We start from the raw sequence: 15,104 nt of genomic DNA, 5'->3' as shown, positions 1-15,104 counted from the left end.
GTACCGCCGGTCCTGAGCGTTGAACTCGGGGGTCCTGAACGTAGGACTCTCGGGTCCTGGACGTAGGACTCTCGCGCTCTGAGCGTAGGACTCTCGCCGTGCAGCAGCCGCAGCGCGCGCCCGACGACGGGATCGGCGTGCGCCGAGTACCAGGCGGGAAGGCGCGCCCCGGCTAGCGGAACCGCACCCGCAGCACCGGGATGAGCAGCAGGTCGAGCAGGCGGTCCAGCACGGCGGACCGACCGGGTTCGTCGCGGGTGACCTCGGCGGCCGGCAACGGCACCAGGGGCAGGTCCGCCGGCGGTACCACGCCGTCAACGGCGCGCGGTCCGCCACGCGCAACGACCATGGCGGTTCCAGCACCGTGCGCATGAGGAACGCGCCACGGGCGAGCAGTGGGCGCGGTACCTGCGCGAGCGGGTGCCCGCGAACCACCTCCGGGCGCTGCTGTCGCTCGCCGCCGTCGCGTCCTGCGCCGTCGACTCCCTCCCCTGATCATCACTCTCAGTTAGATTGCACCCTTTCGGTGGCCTTCGTCACGAACCAACGAGTGAATATCCGGCCGGATTCGAGAAAGACGGTTCCGGATTAACCGCCGCGTCACCCTGCTTTGTGACACTGGACCACGGACGCGGCTCATCGGGGGGTGTCATGGCGCGCGTAATCGTCATCGCGCTCGCACTGGCCCTCGTCGGCGTGCTCGCGCCCTCGCCGTTCGGGCCCGTCGGCGTGGTGCGGTCCGCGCCCGTCGGCCACACCGCGAGCGCGCCGGAGGAGGAACCCGTCCGCGAGTGCCGCGGCGGGCCCGAGGCGCGATCCCTCGGCACCCGGTCCTCGCCCGCCGGAACGATCCCGAGGCCGCGCCGCGCCCTCCCCGCCGCGCACCGCCGCCCCGCGCCGACCACCACCCCTCCCGTGAGCCGGAACCGGGACGACTGCCTGCGCGCCTGGTCCACCCCATCGGCTTTGCAGGTGTTCCGGAACTGATCGACACCCCACCACCGGTAGATCGCATCGTCCGCACGCAGACGAGTGGGGTAAATCGAATGCCGTTCCGTCAACGTCCCCGGCCCGCCCGCACGCATTCACCACGCCGTTCCCAGGAAATGGGACGAGCGGGCGCGAGCCGACCGAATCGAGCCACCCGCGCGCCCTCACGCCCGGTCACCGGCCCGGGAGCCGCGCCATGAGCACCCGGACCGAACGACCGGCCACGTCGACCCTCTGGCCCGACGTCGGCGCTTCGCTGGTGGTGTTCCTGGTGGCCGTCCCGCTGTGCGTGGGCATCGCCGTCGCCTCCGGCGTGCCCGCCGAACTGGGCATCGTCACCGGCGTGGTGGGCGGCCTCGTCGTCGGCCTGCTGCCCGGCAGCACGATGCAGGTCAGCGGCCCGGCGGCGGGCCTGACCGTCCTGGTCGCCGACACCGTGGCCGCGCACGGCCTGCGCGCCCTCGGCCTCATCGTGCTCGGCGCGGGCCTGCTCCAGGTGGCCATGGGGCTGCTGCGCCTGGGCCGCTGGTTCCGCGCCATCTCGCCCGCCGTGGTCCAGGGCATGCTCGCGGGCATCGGCCTGGTGCTCGTGCTGGGCCAGCTCTACCCGTTCGCCGGGCAGGACCAGCCCACCACGACCGCCGCGAAGTTCGCCGGGCTGGCCGACCTCTTCCCGACCGCGCTGACCACCCCGGCGGGGTTGAGCGGTCTCGCCGTCGGCGCGCTCACGCTCGTCGTGGCGTGGCTGTGGAAGCGCACGCCGTGGCGCGCCGTGCCCGGCATGCTGGTGGCCGTCGTGGTCGCCGCCGCGGTGGGCGCGCTGCTGCCGCTGCCGCGCATCGAGGTCGGCTCGCTGACCGACGTCGTCGCGCTGGTCGACTTCTCCCTGCTGGACGCGGGCCTGCTGGGCTCGGTGCTCACGATCGGGCTCGTCGCCTCGGCGGAGAGCCTGTTCAGCGCGGCGGCCGTGGACCGCATGCACAGCGGTCCGCGCACCCGGTACAACCGGGAACTGGTCGCGCAGGGCGTGGGCAACACGCTGTGCGGCGTGCTCGGCGCGCTGCCGATGACGGCCGTGATCGTGCGCAGCGCGGCCAACGTGGACGCCGGCGCCCGCACCCGGCTGTCCCGGGTGCTGCACGGCGTGTGGCTGCTGCTGTTCGCCGTGCTGCTGCCCGGCGTGCTCGCGTACGTGCCGCTCGCGGTGCTGGCGGCGCTGCTGGTGCAGGCGGGCTGGAAGCTCCTGGCGCCGGGGCGGGTCCTGGCGCTGGCCCGCGAGGACCGCGCGGAGGCCGGGGTGCTGGTGCTCACCGCGGGCCTGATCGTGGTGACGGACCTGCTCACCGGCACCCTCGTCGGCCTGCTGGCCGCCGTGGTGAAGACCGCCTGGGACATGTCCCGCCTGACCGTCACGGTGACCGCGCACGACGAGGACCACCACCACGTGGCGGTGCGCGGCAACGCGACGTTCCTCAAGCTCCCGGGCCTGCTGGAGACCCTGGAGGCCGTGCCGGACGGCAAGCACGTCCGGGTCGACCTGACCGGGGTCCGCCACCTCGACCAGGCGTGCGGCCAGGCGATCGACCAGTGGGCCGCCGGGCGCGTCGGCGTCGAGCTGATCCGCCCGGTGTCCGACTGAGCGACGGGTGCCCGGCGCGGGACCGCCCCCGCGCCGGGCCCCCGGCTCACGCCTTCGCGCGCCGCGCGTGGTTGGCGTGCTTGCGCGCCGCGAACCCGTGCGCCTCGACGAGCATCGACCGGACGGCGTCGAGCGTCTCGGCGATCGGCGCGACCACGCACACCCAGTACTGGGACGCGTAGTGCGGGTGCGGCATCACCAGGTCCTGGCGGGCGTAGTCGAACCCCGTGTCGAGCACGCCCCGCTCGTCGCGACGGGTCGGCGGCGCACCGAACAGCGCCGTGTACGTCGCCTTGGTCAGCCCGATGTTCAGCCGGTACACGCCCGGCCTCGTCAGGTCGGACACCCGGTCGTAGTTGTCGGCCGTGACGATCGTGGCGAACGGCAGCTGCCGCTCCGGCGGGAGGTCGCCGTCCGGGTCGTAGAGGAAGAACACGTCGCCGCCCGCTTCGAGGACGCGGGTGCCGGCGAAGGTGGAGCGGATGTGGTCGGTCATCTCATCGGCGTTCACCCCTTTGAGCGTAACTTTGAACATCCCTGTGAGGCTTCACCGCGAAAACTCCACGGAAGTGGTGGCGAAGCTTCAACTCCGCAGGTCGGCGGCCAGGGTGTGCGCGACGGTCGTCAGGCGGTCCTTCGCTTCCCGCTCCGTGACGTCGGTCTGGATCGTCAGGACCGCGACGGCGTAGCGGTCGGCCACGACGCCGGACGTGTGCAGGTAGAAGTCGGCCGGCTGGTACCACATCCAGCCCTGCTTGGCGTAGGCGTCGGTGCCCGGCGCGAGCAGCCCGTACGCCTGGTCGGTGCCGTCGGCGGCGGTGGGGGAGGCGGTCGACAGGGCGGTGACGACGAAGTCCCGGTCGGCGGCGGGCAGTTCGGTGGCGATGTAGCGGTAGAGCGCCACGACGTCGCCTGCGGACATCACGACGTCACCCCACTGCGTCTCGTCGCCGGGGACGTGCGTGTTCGCCAGGCCGACGCGCGCGGCCACGCGGTCGACCGCGCCCATGCCGTCGTGCGCCGCCCACAGGTCGTTCATGGCGTCGTCGTCGCTCAGCCTCAGCGCCCGCCGCAGGAGGTCGCGGTCGTCGGCCGAGACCTCGCCGGCGGTGAGCAGGTCCACGGCGACCAGGAGCTTGCTCAACGACGCCGTGCGGAACGGCGCGTCGGCGTCGTGACCGGCCGTCGCGCCGGTCTCCAGGTCCACCACGGCGAGGCCGAGGTCGACGTCACCGGCCGCCCCGACCGCCCGCGCCACCGCCGCCGAGAGGTCCGGGGCGGGGTCCTCGGCGGCACGCGGCGCGGCCGGGCGCGGGGTGTCCGCGGCGGCCTCGGTCGCGGCGCGCGGCACCCGCGCGGTGGTCTCCGAGGCTCTCGGGACGGCCACCGCCACCACTGCCGCGACCACCGCCGCCACGACCCACCACCAGCGTTCTCGCACCCCTCAACAGTCCGTTCACAACCGCCTGACGTCGAGTCGATCCTCCTGTGCGTATCCTGAAGGTTCATCACATCGGACGACGTACGCGCCGCCGGAGCGCCGTTCGGACACCGCCTCCACGAGGTCCTCGCCGCGGTAGACGAGCCCCGCGCCGTCGTCGGTGCAGTGCGTCACCGGCAGCACGCCCGACGCCACCGCCGCGTGGATCGCCGGCCGCCGCGCCGCCTCGCTGTCGTAGTGCACGCCGTTGCCGTACGGCAGGAAGCCGAGGCCGTTGGTGATCACCCGCAGTTCCGGCCCGAACGAGTCCGTCGCTCCGCCGACGAACCAGCAGATCGACCCGGCCGACACCCCGCCCAGCACGACACCGCCCTGCCACGCCGCGCGCAGCGCCGGCCCGAGGTCGTGCACCGCCCACACGGCCAGCAGGTTCGCCACCGACCCGCCGCCGACCCACACGACGTCGTGCTCGCGCAGGAAACCGGGCACGTCGGTCGTCGGCGGCATGGTGAACAGGTTCAGGTGCGAGACCTCCCACCCGGCCAGTCGCCCGGCCTCGGAGATGTCGGCGTTGAACCACCGCTGGTCGCCCGCCGCCGTGCCGATGTGGCACAACCGCGGCTTGCGGCCGTGCACCCCGGACAGGTCCACGGCGTGGTGGACGAGCGAGTGGAACTCGAGGTTGGTGCGGCGCCCGGCGCGGAAGCCCCCGGAGGTCGCGACGATCGTCGGCTGGTCTGCTGCCATGCCGTGATCCTGGCAGCGTTGCCGCCGTGACGGGTGTGGGATCATCGCCGCCGTGACGTTCCTGCCGAGACTCCGCAGGCTTGCCGCGCGCGTCGTCCTCGGCGGCCTCGTGATCGGGCTCCTGGTCGTCGGCGGCACGGCGTTCCGCGTGTGGCAGGTGGCCCGCGAGGACGACCGCACCCACGCCGACATGGCCGTCGTCCTGGGCGCGGCCCAGTACAACGGCGTGCCGTCGGAGGTGCTGGAGGCACGGCTGGAGCACGCCCGCAGGCTGTACGAGCAGGGCGTGGTCAACTACATCGCCACCACCGGCGGCAGGCAGCCGGGCGACAACTTCACCGAGGGCCAGGCCGGCCGGATCTGGCTGGAGGCGCACGACGTGCCCGCCGACCGCATCCTCGAGATCGGCGAGGGCACCGACACGCTGGGCAGCATCCGCGCCCTGGCCACCGCCGCCCGCGCCAAGTCCCTGACCACGGCCGTGATCGTCAGCGACCCGTGGCACTCGCTGCGGGCGCGCACCATGGCCGAGGACGAGGGCCTGTCGGCGTGGACCTCGCCGACCCGCAGCGGGCCGAACGTGCAGACGCGGGAGACCCAGCTGTTCTACATCCGCCGCGAGACCGGCGCGCTGCTCTACTACCACCTGATGAAGGCGCCGGCGGGCGCGTTCGACGGCATCCTGCTGTGACCGGGCGTCCCCTTACGCTGGGTCGATGATGCACGGCTACACCCCGCACGACACCGCGCGGCTGCTCCCCGAGCTGCCCAAGACCGCGGTGCTGCCCGGGGCGCGCACCGAGCGCCGCTCGGCGTTCTCCCGCGACCGGGCCCGGGTGCTGCACTCGGCGGCGCTGCGCAGGCTCGCGGGCAAGACGCAGGTCGTCGGACCGGGCGAGGGCGCGGAGGTGACCGGTGTGCCCCGCACCCGGCTCACCCACTCGCTCGAGGTCGCCCAGATCGGCCGGGGGATCGGGGAGGAGCTGGGCTGCGACCCCGACCTGGTCGACACCGCGGGCCTGGCGCACGACATCGGGCACCCGCCGTTCGGGCACAACGGCGAACGCGCGCTGGACGAGCTGGCCGGGCCGTGCGGCGGGTTCGAGGGCAACGCCCAGACCCTGCGCATCCTGACCCGCCTCGAACCCAAGACCGCCCGGGGCCTCAACCTGACCCGGGCGTGCCTCGACGCGGCGACGAAGTACCCGTGGACCCGGCGTCCCGGCATGGTGAAGTTCGGCGTCTACGACGACGACCTCGACGTGTTCAACTGGCTGCGCGAGGGCGCCCCGGACCGGCGGCGCTGCCTGGAGGCGCAGGTCATGGACTGGGCCGACGACGTCGCCTACTCCGTGCACGACGTGGAGGACGGCGTGCTGACCCACCGCATCGGCCTGTCCGCCCTCGGCGACCCGGCCGAGCGCGCCGCCATCGCGGAGCTGGCGTCGAAGCACTTCTCCGACGCGCCGGTGTCCGTGCTCGAAGCCACCGCGACCGAGCTGCTCGGCCTGCCGGTGATCGCCGAACTGGCCCGGTACGACGGCTCGCTGCGCGCCCAGGTGGCGTTGAAGCGGCTCACCAGCGAGCTGGTCGGCCGGTTCGCCTCCGCCGCCGTCGGCGCGACCAGGGAGGTGCACGGCGACGGCCCGCTCGGCCGCTACCGGGCCGACCTGGTCGTGCCGCCGCGCGTCGCGGCCGAGGTGGCGCTGCTCAAGGCGGTCGCGCTGCGGTACGTCATGAGCGACCCGTCGCGGCTGGAGATGCAGGCGCGGCAGCGGGAGCTGCTCGCCGAACTGGTCCACCTCCTGCTGATGCGCGCGCCCGACACGCTGGACCCCGCGTTCCACCCCGCGTGGTCCGCCGCCGGCACGGACGCCGAGCGGCTGCGGGTCGTGGTCGACCAGGTCGCCTCGCTCACCGACGCCCAGGCCGTGGCCTGGCGGCGGGCGCTGGCCGCGGACAGCCCCGCGCCCCTGTGACCGGTGGCACACTCGACGTCATGGCCGATGAATCCAGGAGACCGCCGGGCCGACCGTGGCCGTGGCGCAGACCGACCCGAGATCCGGTGCACGCCGGCGGCGAGTTCCCGTACGACGGGTGGGACGACCACCCCGACGACGGGTCCGCCGGGGTGCGCGAACCGCGTCACCCCAAGCCGTTCGGACCCGTGAGCGGCGCGGGCGAACGCCCCGTCCCTGACGACCCCATAGCGGTCAAGGAGACCCTGTGCCTGATCGAACGCACCTGACGTTCGCCCTGACCCTCCACGACGCCGTCGCGCCCGACCGCGCGCGCAACGCCTGCTGGTCGCCGTACTCGGTGGCCGCGGCGCTCGGCATGACGGCGCGCGCGGCGCGTGGGGGGACCAGGGAGGAGCTGGTCGCGCTGCTCGGCGAGGACCACGCCGACGTGATCAAGAACGCGGTGGTCGGCGACGACGCCGAGTTCGCCGTCGCCAACACCCTCTGGGCCTGGGACCGGCTGCCGATCGAGGACGCGTTCCTGGCCGAACTCGCGGGGTGGCCGGGTGGGAAGGCGCGCTCGGCCCCGTTCGCCGAGGACCCGGAGGGCGCCCGGGAGCTGATCAACGCCGACGTGGCCGAGACGACCCGCGGGTTGGTCCCCGAGCTGCTCGCCGCCGGCGCGATCACGTCCGACACGGTGGCCACGCTGGTCAACGCGCTGTACCTGAAGTGCGCCTGGCGCGAGGAGTTCCCGGAGCACGACACCGCCGACCGGCCGTTCCGCGGTGTCAGCGACGTCCCCACCATGCGCCGGGAGGGCGACCTGCGGTACGCCCACCGCGACGGCTGGGAGGCCGTGGCACTGCCCGCGCGCGGCGGTGTCGAGGCGGTCGTGCTGCTGCCCGACGGCGACCTGGGCGGCACGGAGGGCGTGCCCGCCGTGCTGGAGGCGCTGGAGCGCGAGCGGGTCGAGCTGTTCCTGCCCCGGCTGGACCTGACCGTGAACGCCTCGCTCGCCGAGGCGCTGCGGCGGGTCGGCGTGCGCGCGATGTTCACCAGGCAGGCCGACTTCGGCGGGCTGACCCCCGACCCGCGGCTGTACGTCGACGACGTGGTGCACGAGGCCGTGCTGCGGTTGGACGAGCAGGGCTTCGAGGGCGCGGCGGCGACCGCCGTGGTGATGCGCCTGACCTCGTTCATCCCCGCCGAGCCCGCCCGCACGGTCCGCGTCGACCGGCCGTACCTCCTGCTGGTCCGGCACGTCGACACCGGCGCGGTGTTCTTCCTGGCCCAGGTGGCCCGCCCCTGACCCCTGTCACGTCCCGCGCCCCCACCTCGTCCACCGGGTAGACCCGCACCGAGGAGGGGCCATGCCCAGGATTCCCGTCGTCACGACCGCCAAGGCCAACCCGCTGGTGAAGCTGGCCTACCGGTTCGCCCGCAAGCGGTTCGGCGCGGTGCCGGAGCCGTTCGCGGTGGCCGCGCACCACCGCCGGTTGTTCGTCGCGAGCGCCCGGCACGAGGTGGTGGTGGAGAAGGCCGCCCGAGCGCTGCCCGTGTCGCTGCGCGAGCTGGTGGTCTACCTGACCGCGGTGAGGCTGGGCTGCTCGTGGTGCGTCGACTTCGGCACCATGCTGATCAAGCACGAGGGCCTGGACGTGGACCGGCTCAAGGAGATCCACGACTACCGGACCTCGGACAAGTACACCGGGCTGGAGAAGCTGGCCCTCGCCTACGCCGACGCGATGACCGAGACGCCCACCGCCGTCACCGACGAGCAGGTGGCCGAGCTCGACCGGCGGCTGGGGCACGAGGGCCTGGTCGAGCTGACTTACCTCATCGCGCTGGAGAACCACCGCGGCCGGTTCAACTCGGCGTTCGGCATCACCGACCAGGGCTTCACCTCCGGCGACGCCTGCCGGGTGCCGATGCCCTAGCGCGACGGGAACGGCACGTGGCCGAGCTTGTCCGGGTTCGACACGTCGTACAGGCCGGCCACCCTGCCGTCGCGCACCACGATCGCGCTGACCCGGGCCGTCAGCTCGCCCTGCGCCGCGAACACCAGGCCGACGTCGCCGTTGACCAGCACCGGCTCGCCCTCGACCGCGCCGTAGCGCCGCAGCAGGCCCAGCACCAGCCGCGCGACCTTGTCCGGGCCGCTGACCACGTTGAACGCCGTCCTGGCCTTGCCGCCGCCGTCGCCGACCAGCACCACGTCCGGGTGCAGCAGGCCGATCACCGCGTCGACGTCCCCGCTGGCCAGGGCGTGCAGGAACCGTTCGAGCACCTCGCGCTGCTCGTCCAGCGCCACCCGCGGCGGCGGGTCGGCGTCGGCCGCGGCACGCCTGCCCCGCGACGCGTGCTGGCGCGCGGTGGCGACCGTGCAGCCCAGCGCGTCGGCGATCTCGGCGAACGGCACGTCGAACGCGTCGTGCAGCACGAACGCCACCCGCTGCTCGGGCGTGAGCCGGTCCAGCACGACCAGCGCCGCCATGCGCACGCCGTCGTCGCGCACCACCGAGTCCAGCGGGTCGCCCTCGCCCGAGGTCACCAGGGGCTCGGGCAGCCACTGCCCGACGTAGCTCTCCCGCCGCGCGGTCGCCGACCGCAGCCGGTCCAGGCAGATCCGGCCCACCACGGTCGTGAGCCAGCCGCGCAGGTCGCGGATCTCCGCGCGGCCCTGCTCGGTGAGGCCGGTCAGCCGCAGCCACGCCTCCTGCACCGCGTCCTCGGCGTCGGCGACGCTGCCGGTGAGCCGGTAGGCCACCCCGATCAGGTGCGACCGGTGACCGGTGAAGGTCGTGGCCAGGCCGCGCTCGGCCGCCAGGGTCTGCTCGCCTGCCGTCACGGGCACCAGTCTGCCGGCACTAGACTCGCTCGACGTGGCAGGACGCATCCGGGAGAGCGACATCGCACTGGTGCGCGACCGGAGCCGGATCGACGAGGTGGTGGGCGACCACGTCTCGCTGCGCCGGGCCGGCGGGGGCGCGTTGAAGGGCCTGTGCCCGTTCCACGACGAGAAGTCGCCGTCGTTCAACGTCCGGCCCACGCACGGCACGTTCCACTGCTTCGGCTGCGGCGAGGGCGGCGACGTCATCGCGTTCGTGATGAAGGTCGAGCACCTCGGGTTCGTGGAGGCCGTCGAGCGGCTGGCCGACCGCGCCGGCATCCAGCTCACCTACGAGGGCGGCGGCGCGACCGTCCAGCGCGACCGCGGCACCCGCAGCAGGCTCATCGAGGCCCACCGCGCGGCCGCCGAGTTCTACGCCGAGCAGCTGGCCACGCCCGAGGCGCTGGCCGCCCGGGAGTTCCTGGCGCAACGCGGCTTCGACGAGGCCGCGGCCCGGCAGTTCGGCTGCGGTTTCGCGCCCGCCGGCTGGGACCGGCTCACCAAGCACCTGCTCGGGCGCGGGTTCGAGCTGACCGAGCTGATCAAGGCCCAGCTGACCAAGGAGGGCAGGCAGGGCCCGATTGACCGGTTCCACCGCAGGCTGCTGTGGCCGATCCGGGACATGGGCGGCGACGTCGTCGGCTTCGGCGCGCGCCGGATCTTCGACGACGACCCGATCCAGGCCAAGTACCTCAACACCAGCGAGAGCCCGATCTACAAGAAGTCGCAGGTGCTGTTCGGGCTGGACCTGGCCAAGCGGGAGATCGCCAAGCGCAGGCAGGCCGTGGTGGTCGAGGGCTACACCGACGTGATGGCCATGCACCTGGCCGGCGTGCCCACGGCGGTCGCGTCCTGCGGCACGGCGTTCGGCGCGGAGCACATGAACGTGCTGCGGCGGCTGCTGATCGACGACTCGCTCAACGGCGAGGTGATCTTCACCTTCGACGGCGACGCGGCGGGGCAGAAGGCGGCGCTGAAGGCGTTCGAGGGCGAGCAGGCGTTCTCCGCGCAGACCTACATCGCGATCGCGCCGGACGGCATGGACCCGTGCGAGCTGCGGCAGGTCAAGGGCGACGTGGCCGTGCGCGACCTGGTGGCCCGCCGCACGCCGCTGTTCGAGTTCGCGATCAGGACGCGGCTGAAGGACTACGACCTCGACTCGGTGGACGGCCGGGTCGAGGCGTTGAAGACGATGGTGCCGTTCGTGGCGCAGATCAAGGACCGGGCCAAGCGGGACGGCTACGCGACCCGGCTGGCGTGGTGGGTCGGCTGGGAGGACGAGTCGGCCGTGGTGCGCCGGGTGCGGGAGACGGCCACCGGCCGGGCGCCCGCGCGGCGCGCGCCGCTGGCGGACCCGAACCAGGGCGCGCTCGCCGTGGACGTCGACGGCCCGCCGCGCCCGGACCCGCGCGACCCGGCGCTGTGGGCGCAGCGGGAGGCGTTGAAGGCGGCGTTGCAGCTGCCCGAGATGGCCGGGCCGTACTACGACTCGCTGCCCGACGAGGCGTTCACGCACCCCGCGTACCTGGCGCTGCACCAGGCGGTCCGGGAGGCGGGAGGCGCGTCGTCCGGGCTGTCCGGGCCCGCGTTCCTGGACGCGGTGTCGCAGGCGTGCCGGCAGCAGTCCGTGCGGTCGGTGCTGACGGAGCTGTCCGTCGAGCCGCTGCGGGTCAAGGCCGAGGACGAGTACCGGTACGTGCAGAGCGTGCTGGCGCGGTTGCAGCAGATCCTGGTGGCCGGGCAGATCACCGAGATCAAGTCCCGGCTGCGGCGCGTGTCGCCGATCGAGGAGCCCGACGAGTACCGGGCCCTGTTCGGCGACCTCATCGCGCTGGAGGACTACCACAAGGCGCTGGGCCAACAAGCGGTGGGCGGGCTGTGATGGGGCTGTTCCGGAGGGTTTTCGGCTCGGGCGCGCCCGAGGGGTTCACCGGGTCGCTGGACGCCGACGAGAACGTGCTGGCGTCGGCGCCGGTCGGCGGCGAGTGGCTCGTGGCGACGTCGCACGGGCTGTGGCTGCCCGGTCCGCGCCGGGTCGGGTGGCACCTGATCAGCAAGGCGACGTGGAGCGGGAACGCGCTGGCGGTCGTCGAGGCGGTCGAGGACGGCACGGCGGGCGCGGCCGTGGTGCTGCGCGACCTGCCGGCCCAGCGGTTCCCGCTGGAGTCGCCGGGCAGGGTGCCGGAGGCCGTGCACGAGCGCGTGACCGGGTCGATCAAGTCGCGGGAGCACAACGCGACGGTCGGCGCGTGGTTCGTGCAGCGCAAGGTCGCCGGGCGCGACGGGGTGGTGCTGCAGGTGCGGCCGGATCCCGGGGTGGACGTGGACCGGGTGCGCGAGGTGGCCGCGTCGGTCGCGGCGAAGATCGCGAAACTGCGCGGTTGACTCCTAGCAGTACGCGCGTACTGTAGCAGTACGTCCGTACTGCTACTTGGGGTGTGCGCATGTGGGATCCGGGCAAGTACCTCGCCTTCGCCGACCACCGGTCGCGGCCGTTCCACGAGCTGGTGGCCCGCGTCGGCGCGACGTCGCCGCGGCGGGTGGTCGACCTGGGCTGCGGTCCGGGCACCCTGACGGCCACGTTGGCCCGGCGGTGGCCCTCGGCGGTGGTGGAGGCGCTGGACTCGTCGCCGGAGATGGTCTCGGCGGCGCGGGAGCGCGGGGTCGACGCGCGGGTCGGCGACGTGGCCTCGTGGGAGCCGGGGCCCGACACCGACGTGGTGGTGACCAACGCGGTGCTGCAGTGGGTGCCGGGGCACGAGGAGCTGCTGCGGGGGTGGGCGCGGGCCCTGCCGTCCGGCGCGTGGCTCGCGCTGCAGGTGCCGGGCAACTTCTCCGGGCCGTCCCACGAGCTGGTGCGGTCGCTGGTCGAGTCGTCGTGGCCGGAGCTGCGCGGAATCCCGCGGGCGTCACCGGTGCTGGACCCGCGGGGGTACGTCGAGGTGCTCGACGGCTGCGCCGTCGACGCCTGGGAGACGACCTACCTGCAACGGCTGGAGGGGGAGGACGCCGTGCTGGAGTGGATCACCGGGACCGCGTTGCGGCCGATCCGGGCGGCGCTGGACGACGAGCGGTGGGCCGCGTTCCGGGAGCAGTTGGCGCCGCTGCTGCGCGAGGCGTACCCGCGGCGGGCGGACGGCACGACCTGGTTCCCGTTCCGCCGGGTGTTCGCGGTGGCGCGGGTGCCGTGAACGCGCCGAGGCCGCCCCGGGGTGCCCGGGGCGGCCTCGACGAGCGGGTCACGCGCGCGGGATGACGGGGTCGCGCCGGTGGCCGTTCGAGTTGGTCGGCTGGCGCCGGGCGAAGCCCGTCTTCTCGCCCACCTTGGCGCGCACGATGCCGGCCGCGCCCTGGACTGCGGGGTGGTCGGCCAGCGAGCGGTAGGCGCGCACGATCTGGTCGTAGCGCTGGCGTCCGGCGCGCGCCCCTAGGACGTAGCCGACGGCGGCGCCGAGCAGGATGCCCTTCATGAGGTGGTCCTCTCCTGGAGATCGTGCCTGGTCACACCCCTTCCTACCCCATGAGGAGGGGGGTGTGCGCGAGCACTGTCGCTGATGCGCTAGAGTTACGTCCTGTCGGGCCGGGAGGCCCGACCCACAACAGAACATTCCCCCTTAGCTCAATGGCAGAGCATTCGACTGTTAATCGAAGGGTTACTGGTTCGAATCCAGTAGGGGGAGCACGATGGCACCCCAGGTCCGCAACGGGCCTGGGGTTTCTGTCGTCTCATGGGGCGGGGGTACCCGCGAGTCACCCGTTTGTCACCCCTTCGGGCCGCCTTTCTTGCGGCAGGCTGGGCCGCATGGCCGACCGCTTCGCCAACCGCCGCCGGATCACGTCCCTGGACCCGGAGCGCGACCACGTGGAGATCCTGCGCATCTCCTCCGGGTACGAGTTCCCGTGGGACTACGTGAGGTCGCTGGAGTTCGCCTTGTTCCGCACGTACTGCGTGCCGTCGATCTCGGCCCTGCTGGCGAAGACGGGCGAGTTCGAGCGCAGGCCGCAGCAGCGGTACGACGACACCGCGCTGCTGATGGCCGAGCTGGTGGAGCACGGGTACGACTCGCCGCGGGGCCGTGAGGCGTTGCGCGTGGTGAACCGGCTGCACGGGCGGTACGACATCGCCGCCGACGACATGCGGTACGTGCTGTCGACGTTCATCTTCGACCCGATCGAGTGGATCACCCGGTACGGCTGGCGGCCGTTGACCGACCACGAGCGGCTGGCCGCGTTCCACTTCTACTCGGCCGTGGGCGTCCGGATGGGCATCAAGGAGCTGCCACCGACCTACGAGGAGTACCGGGCGTTCAAGCGGGAGTACGAGCGGGAGAGGTTCACCTACAGCGACACGAACCGGGCGATCGGCCGGTACACGCTGGACCTGTTCTGCTCCTGGTACCCCCTGCCGCGCGCGATCACGGCCAGGGCGGTGCTGGCGATGCTGGACGAGCCGATGCTGCGGGCGTTCGGCTTCCCGTCCCAGCCGCCGTGGCTGACCCGGACCGCCGACCTGGCGCTGCGCCTGAGGGCCGCCGCCGTCCGCCTCCTCCCGCCGCGCAGGACACCACGCCTGACCAACGACCCGAAGAACCGCACCTACCCGGGCTACCCGACGGGCTACCGGCCGTCCGACCTCGGAGCCCCGTAGTCCACGAGTGCACAGCTTGGTCACGCCGCCCGGGTTGTCGAGACGCGGGGCCGTCCCCCTCTGTACCCTGCGGAACCGCACGTCAGGGGGCGGTAGCTCAGCCGGTCAGAGCAGCGGACTCATAATCCGTCAGGTCGTGGGTTCGAACCCCACCCGCCCTACTCGTCGATCAGCCCGAGCCCCGGTGGGGATCCACCGGAGGCGGTCCGGCCGGAGCGGTCGGGTCATTCGTCGGTCTTCTTCGCGCTGAGCAGGATCTCCGTGTCGCAGTCGACGACCTCCCCGGCGGCCACGCTCTGGGCGGTGGTGATCCAGTTGCGGTCGATCACCAGGAGGCGGCCCCGGCCCGTGGCGTCCTCCTCGCGCAGCCTGTAGAGACCGGCGGCTTGCATGGTGTCCTGCGCGGTCTGGTGGACCATGCCCACCACGGCCGGGACGGTGCACGTCTTGGTGGCCTTGGGAGAGGGGCGGGTCCCCGTGGTCGGGACGGGCGCCGTCGTGGCCTCGCGGCTGGTGATCGGCGCGGTGGTGCTGCCGGCCTGACCCGCGGGCGACGGGGTCGAGCAGGCGGTGAGGGCGGCGACGGCGCCCAGCAGCACGGCTAAGCGGGTCCTCATGGGCTCCTCCTCGACAGCGCGCATCGGTGGACGCCGGTGCAGGGCGTCAGGGCAAGCGGACGCCCCCGTCGGACGGGCACACCGCTCACCCTGTCGGGCCGGCGCGGCGGTGACCAGACGGCGACTCGGTGGTGTTCGGGCAGCCGCGCGGTGCCGGGTTGCTTCGGT

At 73.3% G+C, this 15,104-nt stretch carries 16 protein-coding genes, 2 tRNA genes and 1 pseudogene; 12 read left to right on the top strand and 7 right to left on the bottom strand.

The genetic code is table 11. The features are described from left to right. Positions 1-101: 101 nt before the first annotated feature. Positions 102-295, bottom strand: a pseudogene (locus ACIGNX_RS04355) (cupin domain-containing protein); the annotation flags it as partial. A 356-nt stretch (positions 296-651) separates the two neighbouring features. Between ACIGNX_RS04355 and ACIGNX_RS04350 the strand changes: the two are divergent. After that, positions 652-987 carry a hypothetical protein gene (locus ACIGNX_RS04350; RefSeq protein WP_396536190.1) on the top strand — a complete coding sequence of 112 codons (336 nt, stop codon included), beginning with the start codon at positions 652-654 and terminating at the stop codon, positions 985-987. 199 nt (positions 988-1,186) lie between these two features. After that, a complete protein-coding gene (locus tag ACIGNX_RS04345; protein ID WP_396536188.1) occupies positions 1,187-2,629 on the top strand; it encodes a SulP family inorganic anion transporter in 1,443 nt (480 codons plus the stop codon). A 46-nt stretch (positions 2,630-2,675) separates the two neighbouring features. Here the strand turns inward: ACIGNX_RS04345 and ACIGNX_RS04340 are convergent, their stop codons facing one another. From ACIGNX_RS04340 to ACIGNX_RS04330, 3 genes are all read right to left on the bottom strand, one after another. Further along, positions 2,676-3,140 (bottom strand): DUF6194 family protein, encoded by a 465-nt coding sequence (locus tag ACIGNX_RS04340; RefSeq protein WP_396536186.1) that lies wholly within the window; start codon positions 3,138-3,140, stop codon positions 2,676-2,678. 72 nt (positions 3,141-3,212) lie between these two features. Further along, positions 3,213-4,070 carry a serine hydrolase gene (locus tag ACIGNX_RS04335; RefSeq protein WP_396536184.1) on the bottom strand — a complete coding sequence of 286 codons (858 nt, stop codon included), beginning with the start codon at positions 4,068-4,070 and terminating at the stop codon, positions 3,213-3,215. A 15-nt stretch (positions 4,071-4,085) separates the two neighbouring features. After that, on the bottom strand, positions 4,086-4,817 hold the full coding sequence (locus tag ACIGNX_RS04330) for a Type 1 glutamine amidotransferase-like domain-containing protein (protein WP_396536182.1): 732 nt from the start codon (positions 4,815-4,817) through the stop codon (positions 4,086-4,088). Positions 4,818-4,869: 52 nt separating this feature from the next. Between ACIGNX_RS04330 and ACIGNX_RS04325 the strand changes: the two genes are divergently transcribed. From ACIGNX_RS04325 to ACIGNX_RS04310, 4 genes are all read left to right on the top strand, one after another. After that, positions 4,870-5,508 (top strand): YdcF family protein, encoded by a 639-nt coding sequence (locus tag ACIGNX_RS04325; protein WP_396536180.1) that lies wholly within the window; start codon positions 4,870-4,872, stop codon positions 5,506-5,508. A 25-nt stretch (positions 5,509-5,533) separates the two neighbouring features. Continuing rightward, the gene (locus ACIGNX_RS04320; RefSeq protein ID WP_396536178.1) at positions 5,534-6,796 is read left to right on the top strand and encodes a deoxyguanosinetriphosphate triphosphohydrolase; all 1,263 of its coding nucleotides are present in this window, start codon (positions 5,534-5,536) and stop codon (positions 6,794-6,796) included. A gap of 247 nt (positions 6,797-7,043) precedes the next feature. Continuing rightward, a complete protein-coding gene (locus tag ACIGNX_RS04315; protein WP_396536176.1) occupies positions 7,044-8,090 on the top strand; it encodes a serpin family protein in 1,047 nt (348 codons plus the stop codon). Positions 8,091-8,151: 61 nt separating this feature from the next. Next, positions 8,152-8,718: a carboxymuconolactone decarboxylase family protein gene (locus ACIGNX_RS04310; RefSeq protein WP_396536174.1), complete on the top strand. Its 567-nt coding sequence runs from the start codon at positions 8,152-8,154 to the stop codon at positions 8,716-8,718. Here the strand turns inward: ACIGNX_RS04310 and ACIGNX_RS04305 are convergent. After that, on the bottom strand, positions 8,715-9,629 hold the full coding sequence (locus ACIGNX_RS04305; protein ID WP_396536172.1) for a sigma-70 family RNA polymerase sigma factor: 915 nt from the start codon (positions 9,627-9,629) through the stop codon (positions 8,715-8,717). The genes ACIGNX_RS04310 and ACIGNX_RS04305 overlap by 4 nt on opposite strands. A gap of 34 nt (positions 9,630-9,663) precedes the next feature. Here ACIGNX_RS04305 and dnaG point away from each other — a divergent pair, with 34 nt between their 5' ends. The 3 genes from dnaG to ACIGNX_RS04290 are packed head-to-tail and all read left to right on the top strand — an operon-like array spanning position 9,664 to position 12,862. Then, the gene (dnaG, locus tag ACIGNX_RS04300; RefSeq protein ID WP_396536170.1) at positions 9,664-11,553 is read left to right on the top strand and encodes a DNA primase; all 1,890 of its coding nucleotides are present in this window, start codon (positions 9,664-9,666) and stop codon (positions 11,551-11,553) included. Continuing rightward, positions 11,553-12,056, top strand: coding sequence for a hypothetical protein (locus ACIGNX_RS04295; RefSeq protein ID WP_396536168.1), 504 nt, complete (start codon positions 11,553-11,555; stop codon positions 12,054-12,056). The genes dnaG and ACIGNX_RS04295 overlap by 1 nt, the downstream gene beginning before the upstream one ends. A gap of 59 nt (positions 12,057-12,115) precedes the next feature. Then, positions 12,116-12,862, top strand: coding sequence for a trans-aconitate 2-methyltransferase (locus ACIGNX_RS04290; protein WP_396536166.1), 747 nt, complete (start codon positions 12,116-12,118; stop codon positions 12,860-12,862). Between the two features lie 48 nt (positions 12,863-12,910). Here ACIGNX_RS04290 and ACIGNX_RS04285 read toward each other — a convergent pair whose 3' ends face one another. Continuing rightward, positions 12,911-13,141 carry a hypothetical protein gene (locus ACIGNX_RS04285; protein ID WP_396536164.1) on the bottom strand — a complete coding sequence of 77 codons (231 nt, stop codon included), beginning with the start codon at positions 13,139-13,141 and terminating at the stop codon, positions 12,911-12,913. Between the two features lie 138 nt (positions 13,142-13,279). Between ACIGNX_RS04285 and ACIGNX_RS04280 the strand changes: the two genes are divergently transcribed. The 3 genes from ACIGNX_RS04280 to ACIGNX_RS04270 all read left to right on the top strand — a co-directional run bounded on the left by ACIGNX_RS04280 (position 13,280) and on the right by ACIGNX_RS04270 (position 14,480). Beyond that, a tRNA-Asn gene (locus tag ACIGNX_RS04280) sits at positions 13,280-13,351 on the top strand. Between the two features lie 122 nt (positions 13,352-13,473). After that, positions 13,474-14,319, top strand: a complete 846-nt coding sequence (locus tag ACIGNX_RS04275; protein ID WP_396536163.1) for an oxygenase MpaB family protein — start codon at positions 13,474-13,476, stop codon at positions 14,317-14,319. A gap of 86 nt (positions 14,320-14,405) precedes the next feature. Continuing rightward, a tRNA-Ile gene (locus tag ACIGNX_RS04270) sits at positions 14,406-14,480 on the top strand. A 63-nt stretch (positions 14,481-14,543) separates the two neighbouring features. Here ACIGNX_RS04270 and ACIGNX_RS04265 read toward each other — a convergent pair. Further along, complete coding sequence (locus tag ACIGNX_RS04265; RefSeq protein ID WP_396536161.1) at positions 14,544-14,936, bottom strand: hypothetical protein; 393 nt, start codon at positions 14,934-14,936, stop codon at positions 14,544-14,546. Positions 14,937-15,104: the final 168 nt, after the last annotated feature.

The organism is Actinosynnema sp. NPDC053489 (genome assembly GCF_044544865.1).
GTDB lineage: Bacteria > Actinomycetota > Actinomycetes > Mycobacteriales > Pseudonocardiaceae > Actinosynnema.
Note: the sequence above shows the minus strand (reverse complement) of the source record. Positions and strands in the feature narration are given on the sequence as shown.